Annotated in this window: 5 protein-coding genes and 1 pseudogene; 3 read left to right on the top strand and 3 right to left on the bottom strand. The window is 71.5% G+C overall.

What is annotated here, in order from left to right; translation table 11 throughout:
* Positions 1 to 20: 20 nt before the first annotated feature.
* The 3 genes and pseudogenes from OG507_RS00630 to OG507_RS00620 all read right to left on the bottom strand — a co-directional run.
* A complete protein-coding gene (locus OG507_RS00630) occupies positions 21 to 1,697 on the bottom strand; it encodes a B12-binding domain-containing radical SAM protein (protein ID WP_327365128.1) in 1,677 nt (558 codons plus the stop codon).
* Positions 1,694 to 2,413, bottom strand: coding sequence for a phosphopantetheine-binding protein (locus OG507_RS00625; RefSeq protein ID WP_327365127.1), 720 nt, complete (start codon positions 2,411 to 2,413; stop codon positions 1,694 to 1,696). The genes OG507_RS00630 and OG507_RS00625 overlap by 4 nt, the downstream gene beginning before the upstream one ends.
* Positions 2,310 to 4,835: pseudogene (locus OG507_RS00620) on the bottom strand (amino acid adenylation domain-containing protein); the annotation flags it as partial. The gene OG507_RS00625 and the pseudogene OG507_RS00620, both read right to left, overlap by 104 nt.
* Positions 4,836 to 5,481: 646 nt before the next feature.
* Between OG507_RS00620 and OG507_RS00615 the strand changes: the two are divergent.
* The 3 genes from OG507_RS00615 (at position 5,482) to OG507_RS00605 (ending at position 18,632) form a co-directional block, all read left to right on the top strand.
* Entirely contained in the window at positions 5,482 to 11,808 is a 6,327-nt protein-coding gene (locus OG507_RS00615; protein WP_327365125.1) for a non-ribosomal peptide synthetase, read from the top strand.
* Positions 11,809 to 11,870: 62 nt separating this feature from the next.
* Positions 11,871 to 13,154 (top strand): ATP-grasp domain-containing protein, encoded by a 1,284-nt coding sequence (locus OG507_RS00610; RefSeq protein WP_327365124.1) that lies wholly within the window; start codon positions 11,871 to 11,873, stop codon positions 13,152 to 13,154.
* A gap of 114 nt (positions 13,155 to 13,268) precedes the next feature.
* Positions 13,269 to 18,632, top strand: a complete 5,364-nt coding sequence (locus OG507_RS00605; RefSeq protein WP_327365123.1) for a non-ribosomal peptide synthetase/MFS transporter — start codon at positions 13,269 to 13,271, stop codon at positions 18,630 to 18,632.
* Positions 18,633 to 18,656 lie beyond the last annotated feature (24 nt).

Genomic DNA, 18,656 nt, shown 5'->3' with positions numbered 1-18,656 from the left:
GCCGACCGAAGGCGGTCGGGTCAGCTGAGCTCGCTGAAGATCTCGTGCAGCAGACGGCGCTCGTACGTCTCCTCGTGGTCCACCCCGCCCAGCATGTAACCGCCGAACTTGACGTTGGCGCCGGCGTTGTCCAAGGCGATCACTCCCCGCCCGAGATCGGCCAGCGCCGCTTCGACGTCCGCCAGCTCCACCTCGGTGTTCTCCCGGATGTAGAGCTCCGAGAGCTTCCTGATGGGCAGCAGCTCGCCATGCCATTCCCTGACGCTCGCGTGCTGGTTAAAGGCGTCACGGTACATGCGGGAGCCGGGGATGATTGCCGGGGCGGCGACGGATATCGTCGTGATTGATCCCGTATAGGCCTCCGTTATGGAGAGCCAGTTGTCCACTTCCTCCTTGAGCTGCCGCAAGGTGGTGCCCGGGAGACCGAGGATCCCCGAGAGGTACATCTTGTAGTCGAGGCTCTGCGCCAGCTCCAAGGCCTCGATCACCCTGTCGGGTCCCTTGTTGATGCCCTTCGAGTTGCCTTTCAGCAGCTTCGGGTCGAAGGCCTCGATACCGACGTTCCAGGTCTTCACAAATCCCTTGCAGAGCTCCGCCGCCTGCAGGAACTCGTAGACCAGGCCGTAGGCGAGCATGAACCGCTGCCCCCGGAGGATCTCCGACCCGGCGCAGGCCTCGGCCAGCTCGTCGAGGAATGAGGAACTCCCGCCCCACTGCGCCTTCGACATCCCCAACGTGGAGTCGCCCGCCGCGTAGACGTTCGACTTCAGCTGGCCGACGAGTACTTCCAGCGTGGAGACTGCCGCGCTGACGTCCGTCGTCTTCGGCGTCAGCCCCTGGATCGAGCAGTGCAGGCACCGGCGTGTGGGGCGCCGGCCCCAGTTGCAGCCGCCGTCCAACGGCAGGGTGACCATGCGTTTCAAGTCGTAGTGCGACGCGTACCAGACTTTGAACGCGTCGTCGTAGTGCTCCTTCAGCTGGTCCTCGATGAGCCGGTAGTCGGGGAGCATCCGTTCGGACAGGGGATACGTGGGAGCCGGCTGGTTGTGGATCTCCCCGGTTCCGCCCCGGTACGCGAGCGACGGAATCCGGGAGAGGTCGATCCTCCCCTCGAGCCACGACAGCAGTCCCATCATGGTGAACGGGCCGTTGTTCCCCGTGCAGACAAAGTCCACGATCTTCGAACCGTACGTGCCCGAGAGGACCTCGCGATGCAGGATTCCGGGGTGGTCGTTGCCGAAGACGATCACGGCGTCGGGATTCACCCGTTTGATCTCGGCGGCGACGATGTACGCCCACATCGCGGTCGATGAATAGACGGTGAATGCCGCCATGTCGGGCGGATCCGCCTGGATCCTCGCCCGTACGACTTCCCAGTCGAGATGGCTCATGTCCAGGTACTGCCAGTCCAGATGGGGGAAGCACGCGTTCTGATAGGTGATCATTTCGACCAGCGCGGAATGCGGGTAGACCGTGCCTTCGTTCGCGTAGCGGGACTGGTCTCCCGCCTCGTCGATGAGGGCTCCTCCGCCGGAGTGGCTGCCGCGATGGGCGGACGTGAGAGGAAGCCCCACATACCAGATCGTCCGGATCCTCTTCGCCTGCGGCTCTGAAGCCGGCTGGTCGACCGGATAGGCCCAGGTGTATCGGGAATCAGTGGCGGAGACCTGCTCCTCCACCGGCTCAAGGCTCATCATGACGGTACCTCACTTTTTTGAAACACGAAACCAGAGCGCTCGGACGCGCCTCGGCGCTGCGCCGGTGTCCGCAGCCGCGGCGCCAGAGCGGCGACGGTCGGCGCTTCGAAGAGATCGCGGACACCGAGATCCGCGTCCAGTTGGGCGCGGATCTCGGCGACCAGCCTCGCGGCGAGCAGCGAGTGGCCGCCGAGGTCGAAGAAGCTGTCGTCGATCCCGATCCGGTCGATTCCAAGGGCCTCCGCGAACAGTTCGCACAGCGCCTGCTCGTCGGGTGACCGCGGGGTGCGAAGGGTGGCGTCTCCTCCGGCCTCCGGCGCGGGCAGCGCAGCGCGGTCCAGCTTGCCGTTGACTGTGAGGGGCAGCCGCTCCAGGTACACCACGGCTGCGGGCACCATGTAGTCGGGCAGCCGCTCACGCAGGTGGGCCCGGAGGAGGGGGGTCTCCTGTGCGCCGTGGCGTGCCGCCATGGGGCTGTTGGTGTAGACCGCCGGTTCCGCGATGGAACCGGTCGGCTCGTACGCCTCCAGGATCCCGTCCACGCGGGAGAAGAGGACGTCCACCGCGTCGACGGACGTCGCCGACGGGGCGACCGCGACTCGGTAGCCCAGTTCACTGCCGAGGGCGTACACCGCCTCCGGATCGACCCCGTGCGGTGCTCGCGCCAGCAGGTCGCGGACCTCGGCGACGTCCGCCCCGTGGTCGAAGGCCCGCACGGCCGCGGCTTCCTGGGCTGTCCGTCGGTTCGGCACGCCGGCCACCCTCAGCCACTCGGGGCGCTGCTCGCGCAGCCGGGAGGCGAGTCGGGCCGCGGACGCCACGTCCTCGGACCAGCGCAGCCGGACGGGGTCCGGAGCAGCACGGGTGACCGGTGTGCCCGCCTTGTGCAGCACGGCGTCGTAGCGGTACCGGGTCATCTCGTTGTGGTGGCGGCCGCGGCGCACCTGGACGTCCACCGCGCCCACCGTCCTCCCGCCGTGCGAAGGCGTGGAAGAAGTCCGGAGCGACGAGCAGTTCGGCCTCCAGGGCCAGGGCACGTTCGACGGCCTGCCGCAGCCTTGCCCGGTCGTCCCGCGCGGACGCGCGACGCAGGACGGCGGCGCTGGAGAAGCAGCGCAGGGACCTGGCGTCGCGGACGTCGCCCGCGAAGAGGGTTCCACCCGGACGGAGCAGGTTCCAGGCCTTGCTCAGCACGTCGAGCAGGTAGTCGCCGTCGGAGAAGTACTGCAAGACGGAGTTGAGCACCACCACGTCGAAGTGCGCGGGCGGCAGGTTGCCGACGTCGTGGGCCGCCCGGTGGCTGAGCTGGACTCGCCCGTCCAGACCTGGCCGCGCGGCCGTCTCGTGGCGCAGGGTGTCAACCGCCCTCACGGAAATGTCGGTTCCCCAGTACTCCTCGCATCCGGGAGCCAGCTGCGACAGCAGCAGTCCGGTCCCCACGCCGATCTCCAGGACGCGGCGGGGGCGCAGCTCCCGGATGCGCCGCACCGTTGCGTCGCGCCACTCCCGCATGTGGGGGGCGGGCAGGGGAGCGCCGTCGGCATAGGTGTCGTGCCAGCCGGTGAAGTCCTCGCCGAAGGCGATGTCGCCCGTCGTCCCGGCGCCCGCGTACTGGGAGTCGAAGACCTTCGCCCAGTCGTCGACGTGCGCCGTGGTGTCGGCGAGTGCCCGCACTCGGCGGCGGGGGACGACGTAGGCGACCAGGCGCCGATCGCCGGGGGTGTCCTCGCGGACGATGACCGCGGCCTGGTGCACCACCGGGTGAGCCTCCAGGGCCGCCGCGATCTCACCGGGCTCGACGCGGAAGCCGCGGATCTTCACCTGTTCGTCCGCGCGACCGAGGGACTCCAGCTCGCCCCGCTCGGTACGGCGGACGATGTCGCCGCTGCGGTACATGCGGCTGCCAGGCGGCCCGAAGGGATCGGCGACGAAGCGTGCGGCGGTCAGGGGCGGTTGGCCCAGGTAGCCACGCACCACCCCCGGCCCGGCAACGTAGAGTTCTCCGGCGGCACCGTCGGGCACCGGGCGCAGTGCCTCGTCCAGGACGTAGGTGGACAGGTCGGCGATGCCGGTACCGATCCGGCTCGGGGCGCCGGCAACGGCGTCGTCGCGGGTGAGTGCCGTGACGGTGGCGTGGACGGTGGTCTCGGTGATCCCGTACATGTTGATCAGGACGGGGGCGTCGTCGCCATGCCGTTCGTACCAGGGCGCCAGCCTGGCGAAGTCGAGCGCCTCGCCGGCGAACACCACGGTGCGCAGGACGAGCGGGCTGCCCGACGAGGGACGGTCCCGGTCGGCGTGCATCAGCGGGTAGAAGGCGGAGGGCGTCTGACTCAGGACCGTGACCCGCTCGTCGGCCAGTAGTTCGAGGAAGCGCTCGGGAGAGCGGCTGACATCGTAGGAGACCACGACCAGGCGTCCGCCGTGCAGCAGGGCACCCCACATCTCCCACACCGAGACGTCGAACGCGTAGGAGTGGAAGAGCGTCCACACGTCGCGCTCGGAGAATCGGAGGAAGGCGGCGGTGCGGGTGAACAGGCGGACGACGTTGTGGTGGGACGCGACCACGCCCTTGGGCCGGCCTGTGGAGCCGGAGGTGTAGATGACGTACGCGGCCGCGTGCACGGTGAGCGGGCCGTGGCGGTCCGCCGCGGTAGGCGCGGTCACTGGACCGTGCGCCAGGTCCGTCCTGGTCCCCGGGTCGCGGAGGACCATGGGCGGGACGTCGGTGCGCAGTGCGATCGGTTCGAGGCTGAGCAGCACCACCGGGCGTGCGTCCCGGAGGGTGCGCTCCAGGCGTTCCCGAGGGTGGTCCAGGTCCAGCGGCAGATAGGCGGCGCCCGACTTGAGGACCGCGAGGACGGCCACCACGAGGTCGATCGAGCGCGGAAGCGCCAGGGCGACGACCCGTTCGGGACCGGCGCCGTGCCGGATGAGCGCGTGGGCCAGGCGGTTGGCACGCTCGTCGAGGGTGGCGTAGTCGAGGTGCTCGGCGCCACAGGTGACGGCCGTCCTGTCGGGGTACAGCCGTACCTGTGCCTCGAACAGATCCGCCAAGGTGGCGTCGTTCCCCGCGAGCGCGGGGTCCGACTTTTGCCGGTGGCGCACCGACGTACGGTCCGACCCGGTCGTCGTCATCGCGCCTCCCCTTCCTCGTCGTTCATCCAGTGGACTGCGGTTCCGGCCGTTCCGGTCCGGCGGAGTCGCTCCGCCGGACGCAGTGGGGGCCGTTGACTTCGGGGGCAGTGGTTCGTCGGTGAAAACCGTCGGCCCGTTCACTACTTCGTCGGCGGGGCGCTTCGGCCCGCTGATATCCGTTCTGGCGGCCGGGACGCAAAACGGATTGACCGGCCTCGTGCGTTTCGTGGTTGCCGGGAAAATGCGGCAGCCAATTCTTACGCATTTACCCGGCGGGTTTCCGTCGCGCGGCATCTTCGGTGTCCGGCGATGCGGCCAGGCCGAACTGTAGCACTTCGGAAAGCGGCGAAATCCATCACCAGCATGGCCGGATGCACTCTCACTTTTCCGAGGTCCTGACGTCGGCCCCACCCTGGCCCGGTCCATCGTGGCACCCTGTGGCGGCCGTGCGTGAAATTCACGTCAAGGGTGGCCTGATTACCGTCATCGACGCGTTAAAGTTCCATTTGATGGTTCCTCAAGGGGCTTAGGCTGCCGTCGCTGCTGGTCGTTGTCGAGTGGATGAAATCTGCTCGCGTGGTGCGCGTGAGGGGGAATGCGTCCCGTTTTCGACGAGCAGGCCGAACGAGCTCAAGGAACGGAAACGATGAACACCACAGGCGACGGTCCGCGCGCACTGCTGAAGGCGCGTTTCGCGGCCGCTCGGGAGGCCTTGGCGCTGGAAACCGTCCGGTCCGCAGACTCCGGTCGGGAAGACCCTGTTCCGCTGTCGGCCGTGCAGCGAAGGCTGTGGTTCCTCGCGCAGATGGAGCCGGACAGCCCGGCGTACAACGTGCCTCTGGTACTGCGCCTCACCGGGCAGTTGGACGAGGAGGCCCTGCTCGGTGCCCTCCGGGACCTGGCGGAGCGGCACCGGGTGCTGCGCGGCGTCATCGATCCGGACGGAGCCCAGCCGATCGTACGTACCTGCCCGGCTGACGAGGTGCCGGTGTCCGTCCAGGACGTGGGCGAGGAGGACCTGGACGCGGCGCTGGCCGAGGAGACCGGTCGCCCGTTCCGGCTCACCGCCGAACCGCCGATGCGGGCCGTGGTGTTCCGGTTGCCCGGCTACTGGATGCTCACGGTGACGCTGCATCACATCGCCACCGACGGATGGTCACAGCGGCTGCTGCTCGCGGACCTGGGTTCCCTCTACGCCGCCCGGTGCGGTGACGGCGAGCCACCGGCGCCGGCACCGCAGTACGCGGACGTGGCGACCGAGACAGCCGAGGATCCGGTCGACCTCGACTGGTGGGCCGGGTACCTCGCCGGCCTGCCGTCCGTACTGAACGTGCCCACCGACCGGCCGCGGATCTCGGAGTCGGCCTGGCCGGGCGGGGCGACACCGGTGGAGGTGCCGCCTGCGACGGCGACCCGGCTGCGTGCCCTCGCCGCGGAGACGGGCGCCTCCACGTTCATGGTGGTCATGGCCGCCTGGCAGACCCTGCTCGGACGGCTCGCGGACACCGACGACATCGCGGTGGGTGTTCCCCACGCGGGGCGGCACTCCGAGGCAAGCGAGGCAGTCGTCGGCTGCTTCCTGGACACGATCGTGGTGCGCACCGACCTCACAGGAGACCCGACCGGACGTGATCTGATCGCCCGGGTACGGGCCGGCGCACTGGACGCGTTCAGTCACTCCCGCACTCCGTTCGAGCGCGTTGTGGAACGGCTGCGGCCGCAGCGGCCCCTGTCTGCGACGCCGGTGTTCCAGGTGCTGCTCAACCTGTACGACGAGGTGGCGCCGCCCACCCTGCCCGGCGTGCGGGCCGAGTGGCGGCTGGTGCAGCCGGCCACGGCCAAGTTCGACCTGAGCATGGAACTGGCCGACGGCGGGCCGGACTCCGGGCTGAACGGACGGCTCGAATACCGCCGCGACCTGTTCGACCCGCGCACCGCGGAGAACCTGGTGCGGTGGTTCCTCGCCCTGCTGGAAGGGATGATCGGCGATCCGGGACGTCCGGTCGCCGAGATACCCCTGGAACCGGAGGCGGGTCCCGCGCTCGCGGGCCCGACCGCGGAACCGTCGGCGGTGCCGGTGCACGCGCAGTTCGAACGGTGGGCGGACGAGCGCCCCGACACGATCGCCGCGACCGGTCCCGACGGCACCCTCACCTACCGCGAGTTGGAAGCGCGCGCCAACCGGCTGGCGCACCGGCTGATCGCACTGGGCGTGGGCCCGGACCAGCCGGTCGGCATCCTGCTGGACCCCGGATGCGGCTTCGCCACGGCCGTTCTCGGCATCCTCAAAGCTGGTGGCGCGTACCTGCCGATGGACACGGCCTACCCCACTGCCCGCATCGGCGGCATGCTGCACACCTCCGGCGCCCGGCTGGTCGTGACGGCGGGCGAACCCGCCGACCGCGTCCGTGGCATTGCCGACGTCGTCGAACCGGACTCCGCCCACGCCGTCTGGCCCGACTCACGGCCGGCCGTGGACATCGGCCCGGACCACCTGGCCCACGTCATCTTCACCTCCGGATCCACCGGGGCACCCAAGGGCGTCGCCGTGAGCCACGGCAACCTGGCGCACTGCGTCACCGGTCTGACCGCCCGTATGCCCCACGTGGCGGGCGGATCCTTCGCGATCGTGTCCACGGTCGCCGCCGACCTCGGCCTCGCCTGCCTGTACGGAGCCTGGCTCACCGGCGGCACCCTCCACCTGCCGGACCGGGAGACGGCCACGGACCCGCGAGCCTTCGCCGCCTACCTCACGCGGCACCGGGTGGACGTCGTCAAGCTCGTACCGAGCCACCTCACCATGCTCGCCCGCCACGGAGACCTCGCCGGTGTCCTGCCCGCGAAGCTGCTGATCCTCGGCGGGGAGGGCTGCCCGTGGTCCCTGGTGGAGGATGTCCGCCGACTGCGGCCGGACCTCGCCGTCCACACCCACTACGGGCCTACCGAGGCGACCATGATGTCGCTGATCTGCGACGTGGACGAGATCCCCGAGGAGGCGCGCACCGGACTGGTGCCGCTGGGCCGCCCGTTGCCCAATGTGACCGGCCTGGTCGTGGACCGTTCCGGCCGGCCCCGGCCGGCGGGTGTCCCCGGTGAACTGCTGCTTGGCGGGCCCGGCGTGTCCCGCGGCTACGTGGGACGACCGGACCTGACCGCCGAAAGGTTCGTGGACGGCCCGGACGGCCCGGACGGCGGGCGCCGGTACCGCACCGGCGACCTCGTCCGGCTGCGTGACGGCGGCGTGGTGGAGTTCCATGGCCGCACCGACGACCAGATCAAGGTGCGCGGTTACCGGGTCGAACCCGGCGAGGTGACCGCCGCGCTGCGCGCGCTGCCCGAGGTGGCCGACGCCGTCGTGCTGCCCGAAGGGGACGGGGACCAGCGGGGGCTGGCCTGCTGGGCCGTGCCTGCTCCCGGCCACGCGCCCGGGGCGGACGCGATCCGCTCTCGGTTGCGTGAGTCGCTGCCCGACCACATGGTGCCGGACGCGATCGTCGTGGTGACCCGCATCCCGCTCACCCCCAACGGGAAACCCGACCGCGCGGCCCTGCGGGAGGTGCCGAGGCACGCCGAGCCCGAGACGGCCCCGACGGTGCCGGGCACCCCCACCGAGCAGGCGGTGGCCGAGGTGTGGCAGGTGCTTCTCGGCCTGCCACGGGTCGGCGCGACAGACGACTTCTTCGCGCTCGGCGGTCACTCCTTCGCGGCCACCCGGATGGTGGGCATGCTGGCCAAGGCCACGGGCTGCAGGCTGCCGGTGCGCGTCGTCTTCGAGCGCCCGGTGCTGCGCGACCTGGCGGCGGAGCTGGAACGCCGCATGGCGGAGACGGCGGTGTCCGGGCCCGTGCCGAGGCGCCCGGATCCCGCCGCGCCGGTACGGCTGTCGCCCGCGCAGGAACGACTGTGGTTCCTGTGGCGCCTGCATCCCGACAGCGACGCCTACAACACCAGCGTGGCACTGCGGTTGAACGGCCCGATCGACATGGCGGCCCTGCGTGCCTCGGTGCGTGACCTCGGCGGCCGCCACGAGGGGTTGCGCATGGTCGTGACCGAGGGTGAGGCCGGGCTGATGGCCGTACCGGTCGCCCCCGACACCATCGCGGTGTCCGTGGCGGAGGCCGGGGAGGACGGCGTCGGCGCCGCGGTGCGGGCCGAGGTCTCGCGGCCGTTCGCCCTGGACCGCGAACCACCCTTCAGGGCCTTGGTGTTGCGGACCTCGACGGCCGAGCACGTACTCGTGTTGACGGTGCACCACATAGCCGTCGACGCCTGGTCCTGGACGACGATCCTGGACGATCTCTCGGCGCTGTACCAGGCGCGGCGCGGCAACGGCCCGGCTCCGGAGCCGCTCGGCGCCCAGTACACCGATGTGGCCGAATGGCTCCGCGCCCGGCACGGCGGCGGAGCCGCCAACGAGCATCTGGACTGGTGGGCAGCGCAACTGGACGGGCTGTCGCCGCTCGCCCTCCCGATGGACCGGCCGCGTGGACCGGCGGCCGGCTGGGCGGGCGCCGTCGAACCGCTGACGCTCCCCGCGGGTCTGGCCGCCCGGCTCCGTGCCGTCGCGGCAGAGCTGGACTGCACCCCGTTCATGGTGCTGCTCACGGCCTGGCAGGTGCTGCTGGCCCGGCTGGCCGGGACCGAGGACGTACCCGTCGGCGTGCCGGTGTCCGGGCGCACGCACCCGGGCACCGAACACATGGTGGGCAGCTTCGCGAACACGCTGGTGCTGCGCGGCGACCTGTCCGGCGACCCCACGGTCAAAGAGGCACTGCTGCGGACCCGGGCGCGGGTGCTGGCCGCCCTCGACCACGCCGAAACGCCGTTCGAGGAGGTCGTGCGACGACTGCATCCGGAGCGCGACCCGGACTCCACTCCGCTGTTCCAGGCCATGCTCAACGTCATCGACCTGCCTTCCCCCACGAACAGGTTCGCCGACGTGGCCGCGAGGCGGATCGACACACCGCGGACAGCGGCGCAGGCCGACCTATCGCTCGCTCTCGTCGACGACGGCACCGGGTTCGCGGGCACGCTGACCTACCGGACCGGTCTGTTCGACCAGGCCACCGTGCGGCGCTGGGCGCGCTGGTTCGTCGCCCTGCTCGACGCGGTGCTCGGCGCGAAGGACCGGCCGATCCTCGGGCTCGACCCGCTGTCAGCCGGGGAACGCGCGGAACTGCGCTCGGCAGCGACCGGCCCGTCCCTGCCGCAGGAGCGACCGGCCACGGTCGTCGCCGCCGTGCTCGAACAGGCGCGCCGCAGGCCGGACGCGGTCGCGGTGCTCGCCTCCGACGGTGCGGTGAGCTACGCCGAACTGGCCCAGTGGTCCGGCGGGGTGGCGGCCGCCCTGGCGGCGCACGGTGTCCGGCCGGGTGAACCGGTCGGGGTCTGCCTCCCACGCGGCCGGCTGCTACCCGGAACCCTGCTCGCCGTGCTGCGGGCAGGGGCGGCGTACCTGCCGCTGGACCCCGAGCACCCGTCCGCCCGGCTGACCCAGCTTGCCGCGGACGCGGGGGTGCGCGTGATCGTCGCCGGCGGCACGGCCCTCGCCGCGGCCCGTGCCGTGGCGGGGGTCACCGTGATCGACGTGGACGACGCCGTGAACCGGGCGGCCCCTCCCGCCGAGCTGCCGGAACCGGATGCGCAGCAGACGGCGTACGTCCTGTTCACCTCCGGCTCGACCGGCCGGCCGAAGGGCGTGCAGGTGACTCATGCGAACCTGGCCGCCTTTGTCGCCGCCCTGTCGGCGAGTCCCGGGATGGCGGAGGACGACGTCACCCTCGGCGTGGTGCCGTTCACCTTCGACGTGTTCGGCTACGAACTGTGGGTGACACTCGCCTCGGGCGCCCGGCTGGCGCTCGCGGACCGGGACACCGCGGCGGACGGTCACGCGCTGGCCGCGTGGATGGAGCAGACCGGCGTGACCGTCGCGACGGCGACGCCGACCGCGCTGCGCATCCTGATGGCGGCCGACTGGCCCCGCCGGCCCGCGCTCCGGGTGATCAGCATCGGCGAAGTGCTCGACCCGGCGCTGGCCTGGGGACTTGCCGGGCGGGTCGGCGAGTTGTGGAACGCCTACGGGCCCACCGAGACCACGATCTACTCGACCATCGCGCGGGTCGACCAGCCGGTCGGAGACCATCCGGTGCCGGTCGGCGGTCCGATCGCCGGCACCCGGGTGCACGTCGTGGACCGGCGGGGGCGGCTCGCGCTCCCCGGCGTAACCGGCGAACTGTGGATCGCCGGCGCGGGCGTTGCCCGCGGCTACCTCGGCGGGTCCGGGCCCACTGAGGAACGGTTCGTCACCGGTCCGGACGGCGAGCGGTGCTACCGGACAGGTGACCTCGCCCGGTGGCACGGTCGCACACTGGAGTACCTGGGCCGAACGGACAACCAGGTCAAGGTAGGCGGACACCGCATCGAACCGGGTGAGATCGAGGCCGTGCTGCGCCGCCACCCGGAGGTCGCCGACGCCGTCGTCACGGTAGCGGGCCCCGTCGGCGAGCAGCAGTTGGCCGGCTACGTCGTCACCCGGCACGGTGGCCGCCAGACCGCGCCCTTCGAAGCCCATCTGCGCGGCACGCTGCCCGAGTACCTGGTCCCGCGCCGGTGGGTCGTCCTCGACGCGTTCCCCACCACGGCGAACGGGAAGGTGGACCGCGCAGCGCTGCCCGCGCCCGGCGTGGTGGGGCCGGCGGCCGTGGCCCCCATGTCGGCGATGCAACAGCTCGTGGCGCGGACCTGGGCCGAAGTGCTGCACGTGGACGAGATCGGACCGGAGGGCGAGTTCTTCGCGCTGGGCGGCACGTCGCTGTCCGCGACCCGGATGCTGGGGCGGCTGCGTGATGCGCTGGGCCAGCGAGTGCCGGTGCGGACCCTCTTCGACCGTCCGGTGCTCGCGGACTTCGCCGACGAAGTGGAGCGGACGATGCTGGAGCGCCTCGCCGCCGAGACCGGGGAAGGACCGGCATGACGGTTCCGGCCAGAACCGTGCACCGGTCGGAAACGATCCTGAATGCCCGAGGAGAGAGAAACATGACGGCCCCTCCCGTGATCATGGTGGGATTCGCCTGGGTGGCGGTGGCTGCCATCGGCGTGTTCCAGCCCGACGCCTCGGTGATCCTCATCGAAGAACCGGAGACCATCCGCAAGGGTCACCTGCGATCCCAGCTGAAGGATGCGGCGGTGATCCGTGAAGTGGTCGGCTGGGAGTACCAACTGGCAGGGACAGCGGATGAGTTCTTCAACGCCCATCCCGATCTCGCGCCGGCCGCGGTAGCCCCCGCCGTCGAGTACGCCACTCCATTTGCCGCACGTCTCGCCGAGCGTTACGGCCTCCCCGGCGCCGGGCTCGGCGCGGCGGAGCTGCTGCGCGACAAATCGCTGCTCCGGAGGGTGACCCGGGCGGCCGGTATCCCCAACCCCGAGTCGCAGGCCGTCAGCAGCCCGGAAGAGGTGCGGGCGTTCATGACAGGCCACCCGGGCGCGGCGATCCTCAAGCCGGCCGACCGGGTGGGGTCCCTCGGCACGTACATCCTCCGGTCCGCGGACGACATCGACGCGGTCTGGGCGCAATGCGTCACGGAGTGCCGCACCCTGGATGTGAGCGTCTCGGGGCCGGACCGGCCCGCCGCTGTGCGGATGCTCGTCGAGCGCTTCGTCCAAGGACGGGAGTTCAGCGTCGAGTTGCTGGTGTCGGCCGGCCGGACGCTGTTCGGCAACGTGACCGAGACAGAGCTGTACCCGGGCCCCAGGCCGGTCGAGCGCGGAAAGCTGGCTCCCGCCGACATACCCGAGGAGCTCGAAACGCGCCTGCGTGAGCAGACCGAGGCGGTCGTGCGCACGGTGGGCTTCGGCACGGGCCTCGTCTGCTGCGAGTGGATCGTCGAAGCGGGCACGCCCTACCTGGTCGAGTGTGCCGGACGCCTGCCCGGCGACCGCATGGTGGACCTGATCGAGTGGGCCTACGACACGGAGTTGTTCCGCGCCTACTGGGGCCTGCACAAGGGCGAAGACCCGAAACCCCCGCTACCGCGGCGGGCCGGGCGATTCGCGGCGGTCCGCTTCCTGCACGCCGGGCCCGGTGTGGTCGAAAGCGTCGACGGGCTGAAGGAGGCGTATGCGGTTCCGGACGTGATCCATTGCGGCTTCATGGTGGAGCCCGGCACACGTACCTACGAACTGCGCCATTCGATGGACTGCGCCGCGTTCGCCATCAGCTGTGCGGCGACTCCGGACGAAGCCGTGCGCCGGGCCGAGGAGGCAGTGGGCCGCTTGCGGATCACGATGCGAACGTCGTCCGGCGCGTACGGATCATGAGGTTCTCCCGGGCGGTCATCGGATGCGCCCGCGCTGTACCCGCAGACATGAGGCGGTGTCGTCTGGACCGCCGGCCGCCGGCGGCGGCAGGCATCTCGAAGGAGGATGAACGCCATGGGAGCTGGGGCTCTCGGTGAAGGCTCGCTCGTGATCGCGGGAGATGCGCAGACGCGCTCCCGTGAGCTGCTGGAGCGGCGCCTGGCGGCGGCACTCGCCAAGCCCGCCGACACCCTGCCACGCCGCTCCGACCCGTCCGCGCCGGTCCCGCTCACCTCCGCGCAAAGCAGGCTGTGGTTCCTCGATCAGCTCGGCACCAGCGGTTCCGCGTTCCACTCCCGCGTCGTGCTGCGGCTGCGCGGTTCCCTGGACGAACAGGCTCTGCTCGCCGCCGTCCGGGAGCTGGCGCAGCGCCACGAGGTGCTCCGCAGCCGGATCGAAGAACGGGACGGGGAGCCCGTCACCGTCGTGGGAAGCGCCGCGGACGTACCTGTGATCGTCGAGGACGTTCCTGTGGAACACCTGGACGCGGCGCTCGCGGCGGAGGCCGGCCGGCCCTTCGACCTGGCGCGGCGGCCGCCCATGCGTGCCGCGCTGCTCCGGAACGAAGACGTCTCCGTACTCGCCCTGACGTTCCACCACATCGCCATCGACGGCACGTCCTTGGGCGTGATCCGCGCTGAACTCCCCGCCCTGTACGCCGCCAGGCTCGGACTCGCCGAGGCACTGCCGCTTCCCGAACAGCACACCGACTACGCCGCGTGGCAGGCCTCCCATCCGGAGCAGCACGACGACCTGGACTGGTGGGAGGAGCAACTGGCCGGTCTCGCGCCCCAGCTGGACCTTCCTGCCGACCGGCCCCGGCCCGCGGTCGCAGGCCCCGCGGGCAGCGAGGTCGACCTGGTGATCGCCGGCGACCGCGCCGAACGAGTCCGGGAGGTCGCCGTACGGACCGGCTGCACCCCGTTCATGGTGTTCCTCGCGACCTGGCAGGCGTTGCTGTCGCGTATGTGCGGCACCACCGACGTGCCGGTGGGAGTGGTGGAAGCAGGCCGCCGCCATCCAAGTACGGACAACATGGTGGGCTGCTTCATCAACACCGTCGTCATGCGTACCGACCTTTCCGGCGACCCGACGTGGGCGGAACTGCTCCAGCGGACCCGGGAGCTGGCTCTGGACGCGTTCGCCCACGCCGACGTGCCGTTCGAACGGGTGGTCTCGCGGCTCCGTCCCGACCGCAGCGCCACCTCCGCGCCGATCGTTCAGACGCTGTTCAATTTCCTCGTCCTGGGCGACGAACCGCCGGCTTTCCCAGGACTCGAGGTGACCGCGCTGAGCCCACCGGTGCTGTCCGCCAAGTCCGATCTCCACCTCACCGTGGCGGAAGGACCGGCCGGTTTCACCGGCAACGTGAACTACCGCAGCGATCTCTTCGACGAGGAGACCGTGCGGGACATCGCGTTGTGGTACCAGAACCTGCTGGCGCAGATGCTCAACGACCTCGAAGCGCCCGTGGGCGCTGCCGCGTTGGCACCGACCGCCTACGCGGCACTGCGCGGCCCGGTACGCGAGGAGACACCGCGCACCCTTCACCCGCTCGTCGAGCGGTGGGCGGACCGCACCCCCGACGCGCTCGCCGTCGTCGCTCCCGACGGCCGGCTGACCTACGGCGCACTCGACCGCACCGCCAACCGCATCGCCCACGCGCTGATCGCCGCGGGAGTCACCTGCGACGAGCCCGTCGGGGTCCTGCTGGAGCATTCGGTCGCCCTGCCCGCCGCGCTGCACGGCGTCCTGAAGGCAGGTGCCGGATACGTGCCGTTGGACGCCATGTATCCGGCGAGCCGGATCACCTCGATCCTGGAGACCGCCGGGGTCCGCACGGTCGTCACCGTGCGGGAGTTCGCCGGACTGTTCAAGGGGGACGGCAGGCACGTCGTCGTCCTCGACGACCCAGCGACGCTCCGGGACCGCCCCGAGCACCGGCCTGACGTGCCGGTGCGCCCCGAGCACCTGCTGCACGTCATCTTCACCTCCGGGTCCACCGGCACACCCAAGGGCGTCGCCGTCGAGCACGGCAGCGTGACCGACTACCTGGACGGCGTCCTGGAACGGCTGGGCGAGGACGTCCACGGCGGCGTCTTCGCCGTGATGTCGACCATCGCGGCAGACTTCGCCCACACCTGCTTCCACGCGGCCCTCACCACCGGCGGCACCCTCCACTTCGTGGCACGCGAGACGGCCATGGACCCCGTGGCGCTGGCCGGCTACCTGGCCGACCACCCCATGGACGTCATCAAGCTCGTCCCGAGCCACTTCGAACTGCTCGCGGCCCACGGCGACATCGGCGCCGTCCTGCCGCGCAAGCTGCTGATGTTCGCCGGCGAGGCGCTGCCCTGGTCCATCGTGGAGCGCGCCCGCGCCGCCCGCCCCGGGCTGCGGGTGCAGAACCACTACGGGCACACCGAATCCACCATGGTCCGCATGGTCTGCGACGTCGACGACGTGCCCGACGGCCTGCGGACCGGCATCGTCCCGCTCGGCCGCCCGGTGCCCAACACCACCGGCTTCCTCGCCGACCGGGAGGGCCGCCCGCTGCCCGCCGGCATACCGGGGGAGTTCCTCGTCGGGGGCCCGGGAGTCGCCCGCGGCTACATTGGTGCACCTGAGCTGACCGCGCAGCGGTTCGTGACCGTGGACGGGCGGCGCCTGTACCGCTCGGGCGACGTCCTGCGGATGCGCCCGGACGGCTGGGTGGAGTTCCGCGGACGCGTCGACGACCAGGTCAAGGTGCGCGGCTACCGGGTGGAACCGGGCGACGTGGCCGAAGCCCTGCGCGGGCTGCCGGGTGTCGCCGAAGCGGTCGTGCTGCCCGTCGGCGAGGGACAGCGCCAGGGCCTCGCGGGCTGGGTGGTGCAGGACCCCGGAAGCTCGCTCGACTCCCGCGAGGTCCGCACCGGGCTGCGGGAACGGCTGCCCGAGTACATGGTGCCCGCCTCCCTCACGGTGCTCGACCGGTTCCCCCTGACGCCCAACGGCAAAGTCGACAGGGCCGCCCTGCCACGCCCCAGCTCGGGCGACGCCGACGAACGGGTGCCGCCGCGCACCCCCACCGAGCACCGCCTCGCCGGGGTGTGGGCACAGGTCCTCGGACTGCCCAGGATCGGGATCGACGACGACTTCTTCGCGCTCGGCGGGGACTCGTTCGCCGCGGTCCGTGCCGTACGGGCCTGCGACCCCGGGCTGCGGGTGATCGACATGTTCACCCGGCCCACCGTCCGCGAACTGGCCGCCCACCTGGACGCGGCCGACACCGGGCGGGGCCGTCTGCTCCACCGCCTCAGCGGATCGCGGAACGCCGCGGCCACCGTGGTCTGCGTCCCGTACGGAGGCGGGTCCGCGGCCGTCTACCAGCCGCTCGCCGCGGCGCTGCCGGACGACCTGGCGCTCCTCGCCGTCGAGTTGCCGGGGCACGATCCCGCGCGCCCCGCCGAGGAGTTCTGGCCGCTTGACGAGCTCACCGAACGGCTCGCGGAAGAGATCGAGGCGACGGTCGGCGGGCCCGTACTCGTCTACGGGCACTCCGTGGGATCGGCCGCCGCCGTCGCGCTCGCCCGCAGGCTGGAGGCCGGGGGACGCGAGGTGCTCGGCGTGGTCGTGGCGGGCAACTTTCCCTCTGCGGGGCTGCCGGGACGGTTGGCCGCCTGGGCCAACCGCGTCCTGCCGCTGGAGCGCTGGGCCTCCAGCCGCCACTACCGCGACGTCCTGCGCACGACCGGCGGAATCCTCGACGACATGGACGACACCACCACCGAGACCGCGCTGCGGGCCATGCGCCACGACTCGACGCAGGCCCGGGCCTGGTACGCCCGGGAACTGGCCGCGCCGCGCGCCGCCCTGGCGGCGCCGGTCCTGTGCGTGGTGGGCGAGGCCGACCACTCCACCGAGCTGTACCAGGAGCGGTACCGCGAATGGGGTGCCTTCGCCGACCGGGTCGAGCTCGCCACCATCCCCAAGGCGGGCCACTACTTCCTGCGCCATCAGGCAGCCCCCCTCGCCGCCCTGCTCAGGCAACGGATCACGGACTGGACGGCCGGACGCCTGCCCGAGCCGGTCGCGGCGACCCCCGTGCGGTCCTCCGGCCTCCGTCCCTTCCACACCGTCGCGGCCGGGCAGTTCCTGTCCATGCTGGGCGGCAGCCTCAGCATGTTCGCGCTCGGCGTGTGGGCCTATCAGCGCAGCGGCCGGGTCCTCGACCTGGCCCTGGTAACGATGCTCGCCACGCTGCCCGCCGTGCTGGTCACACCCCTCGGGGGAACGGTCGCCGACCGGGTGGACCGCCGCCGCGTCATGCTCGCGGCGGACGGCACCAGCGGGCTGGCCATGGCGGTACTGGCGGTGCTGCTGGCCACCGGCCGGATGTCCCTGGCGGCCGTGTGCCTCATCGTGACGATCACCTCCATCGCGACCGCCTTCCACCGGCCCGCCTATCTGGCCGCCACCGCTCAACTGGTGCCCAAGCCGTACCTGCCGCAGGCCAACGCCCTCGTGGGGCTCGGACTCGGCTTCGCAGGCGTGGTCGGACCGCTCCTCGGCGGTGCGCTCGTGGCCGTGGTCGGCGTGTCCGGCGTCGTCGGTGTCAGCGTGTGCGCCTTCGCCGCGGGCGTGGGGTCCCTACTGGCCGTCCGCTTCCCCGACCGGATGTTCCGCAGACAACGCGAGACTTTCGGCCAGGCCCTCACCGGCGGCTGGCGGTTCATCGCGCGGCGCAGGCCGTTGCTCCTGCTGACCGGCTTCGCCGCGGTGCTGAACCTGTTCGCCTCGACGGTGTTCGTCGCGGTGCAGCCGCTTGTGCTCTCCTTCGCCGGCACCGCGCAGCTCGGCCTGGTGACGACGGTGGGCGGACTGGGCGGCGTGGTCGGCGGACTGCTGATGGTGCCCTGGGGGGGGACCCGGCGCCGGGCCATCGGCATGATCGGCGCCACCCTCGGCGTCGGCGCCGGCACCGTCCTGATGGGCGTGCACGCCTCCCTGCCGGTGGTGGCGGCCGGCCTGGCGCTGCGGATAGGCGCCATGGCCGTGATGAATGCCCACTGGCTGTCGATCATCCAGGTCAAGGTGGGACAGGAACTGCAGGGCCGGGTCCTGGCCACCAACGTCATGCTCGCGCTCGCCACCCAGCCCGTGGGCTTCCTCGCGGCGGGACCGCTCGCCGACGGTGTGTTCACTCCCGCCCTGCGGGGGCATCCCGCCCTCGGCGCCGTGCTCGGCACCGGTCCCGGAAGCGGCATGGCCCTGCTGCTGATCGTGTGCGGGCTGTGCATCGCCGCATGGGGCGCTCTCGGCCTCCTGTACCGGCCCCTGCGGCGGCTGGAGGACGACCTGCCCGACGCGACACCCGGTGCCGAGACCGAACACGACCTGGACCTCGTCCAAGAGCAGGCGGACACCCGGTTCGCCGCCACCCGCCGCACGGGCTGAGCTCGCCGTGCCGGGAGCTCTTCC

Source organism: Streptomyces sp. NBC_01217, from assembly GCF_035994185.1.
Taxonomy (GTDB): domain Bacteria; phylum Actinomycetota; class Actinomycetes; order Streptomycetales; family Streptomycetaceae; genus Streptomyces.
The sequence above is the reverse complement of the archived record's forward strand: the minus strand, read 5'-3'. Positions and strand labels throughout refer to the sequence as shown.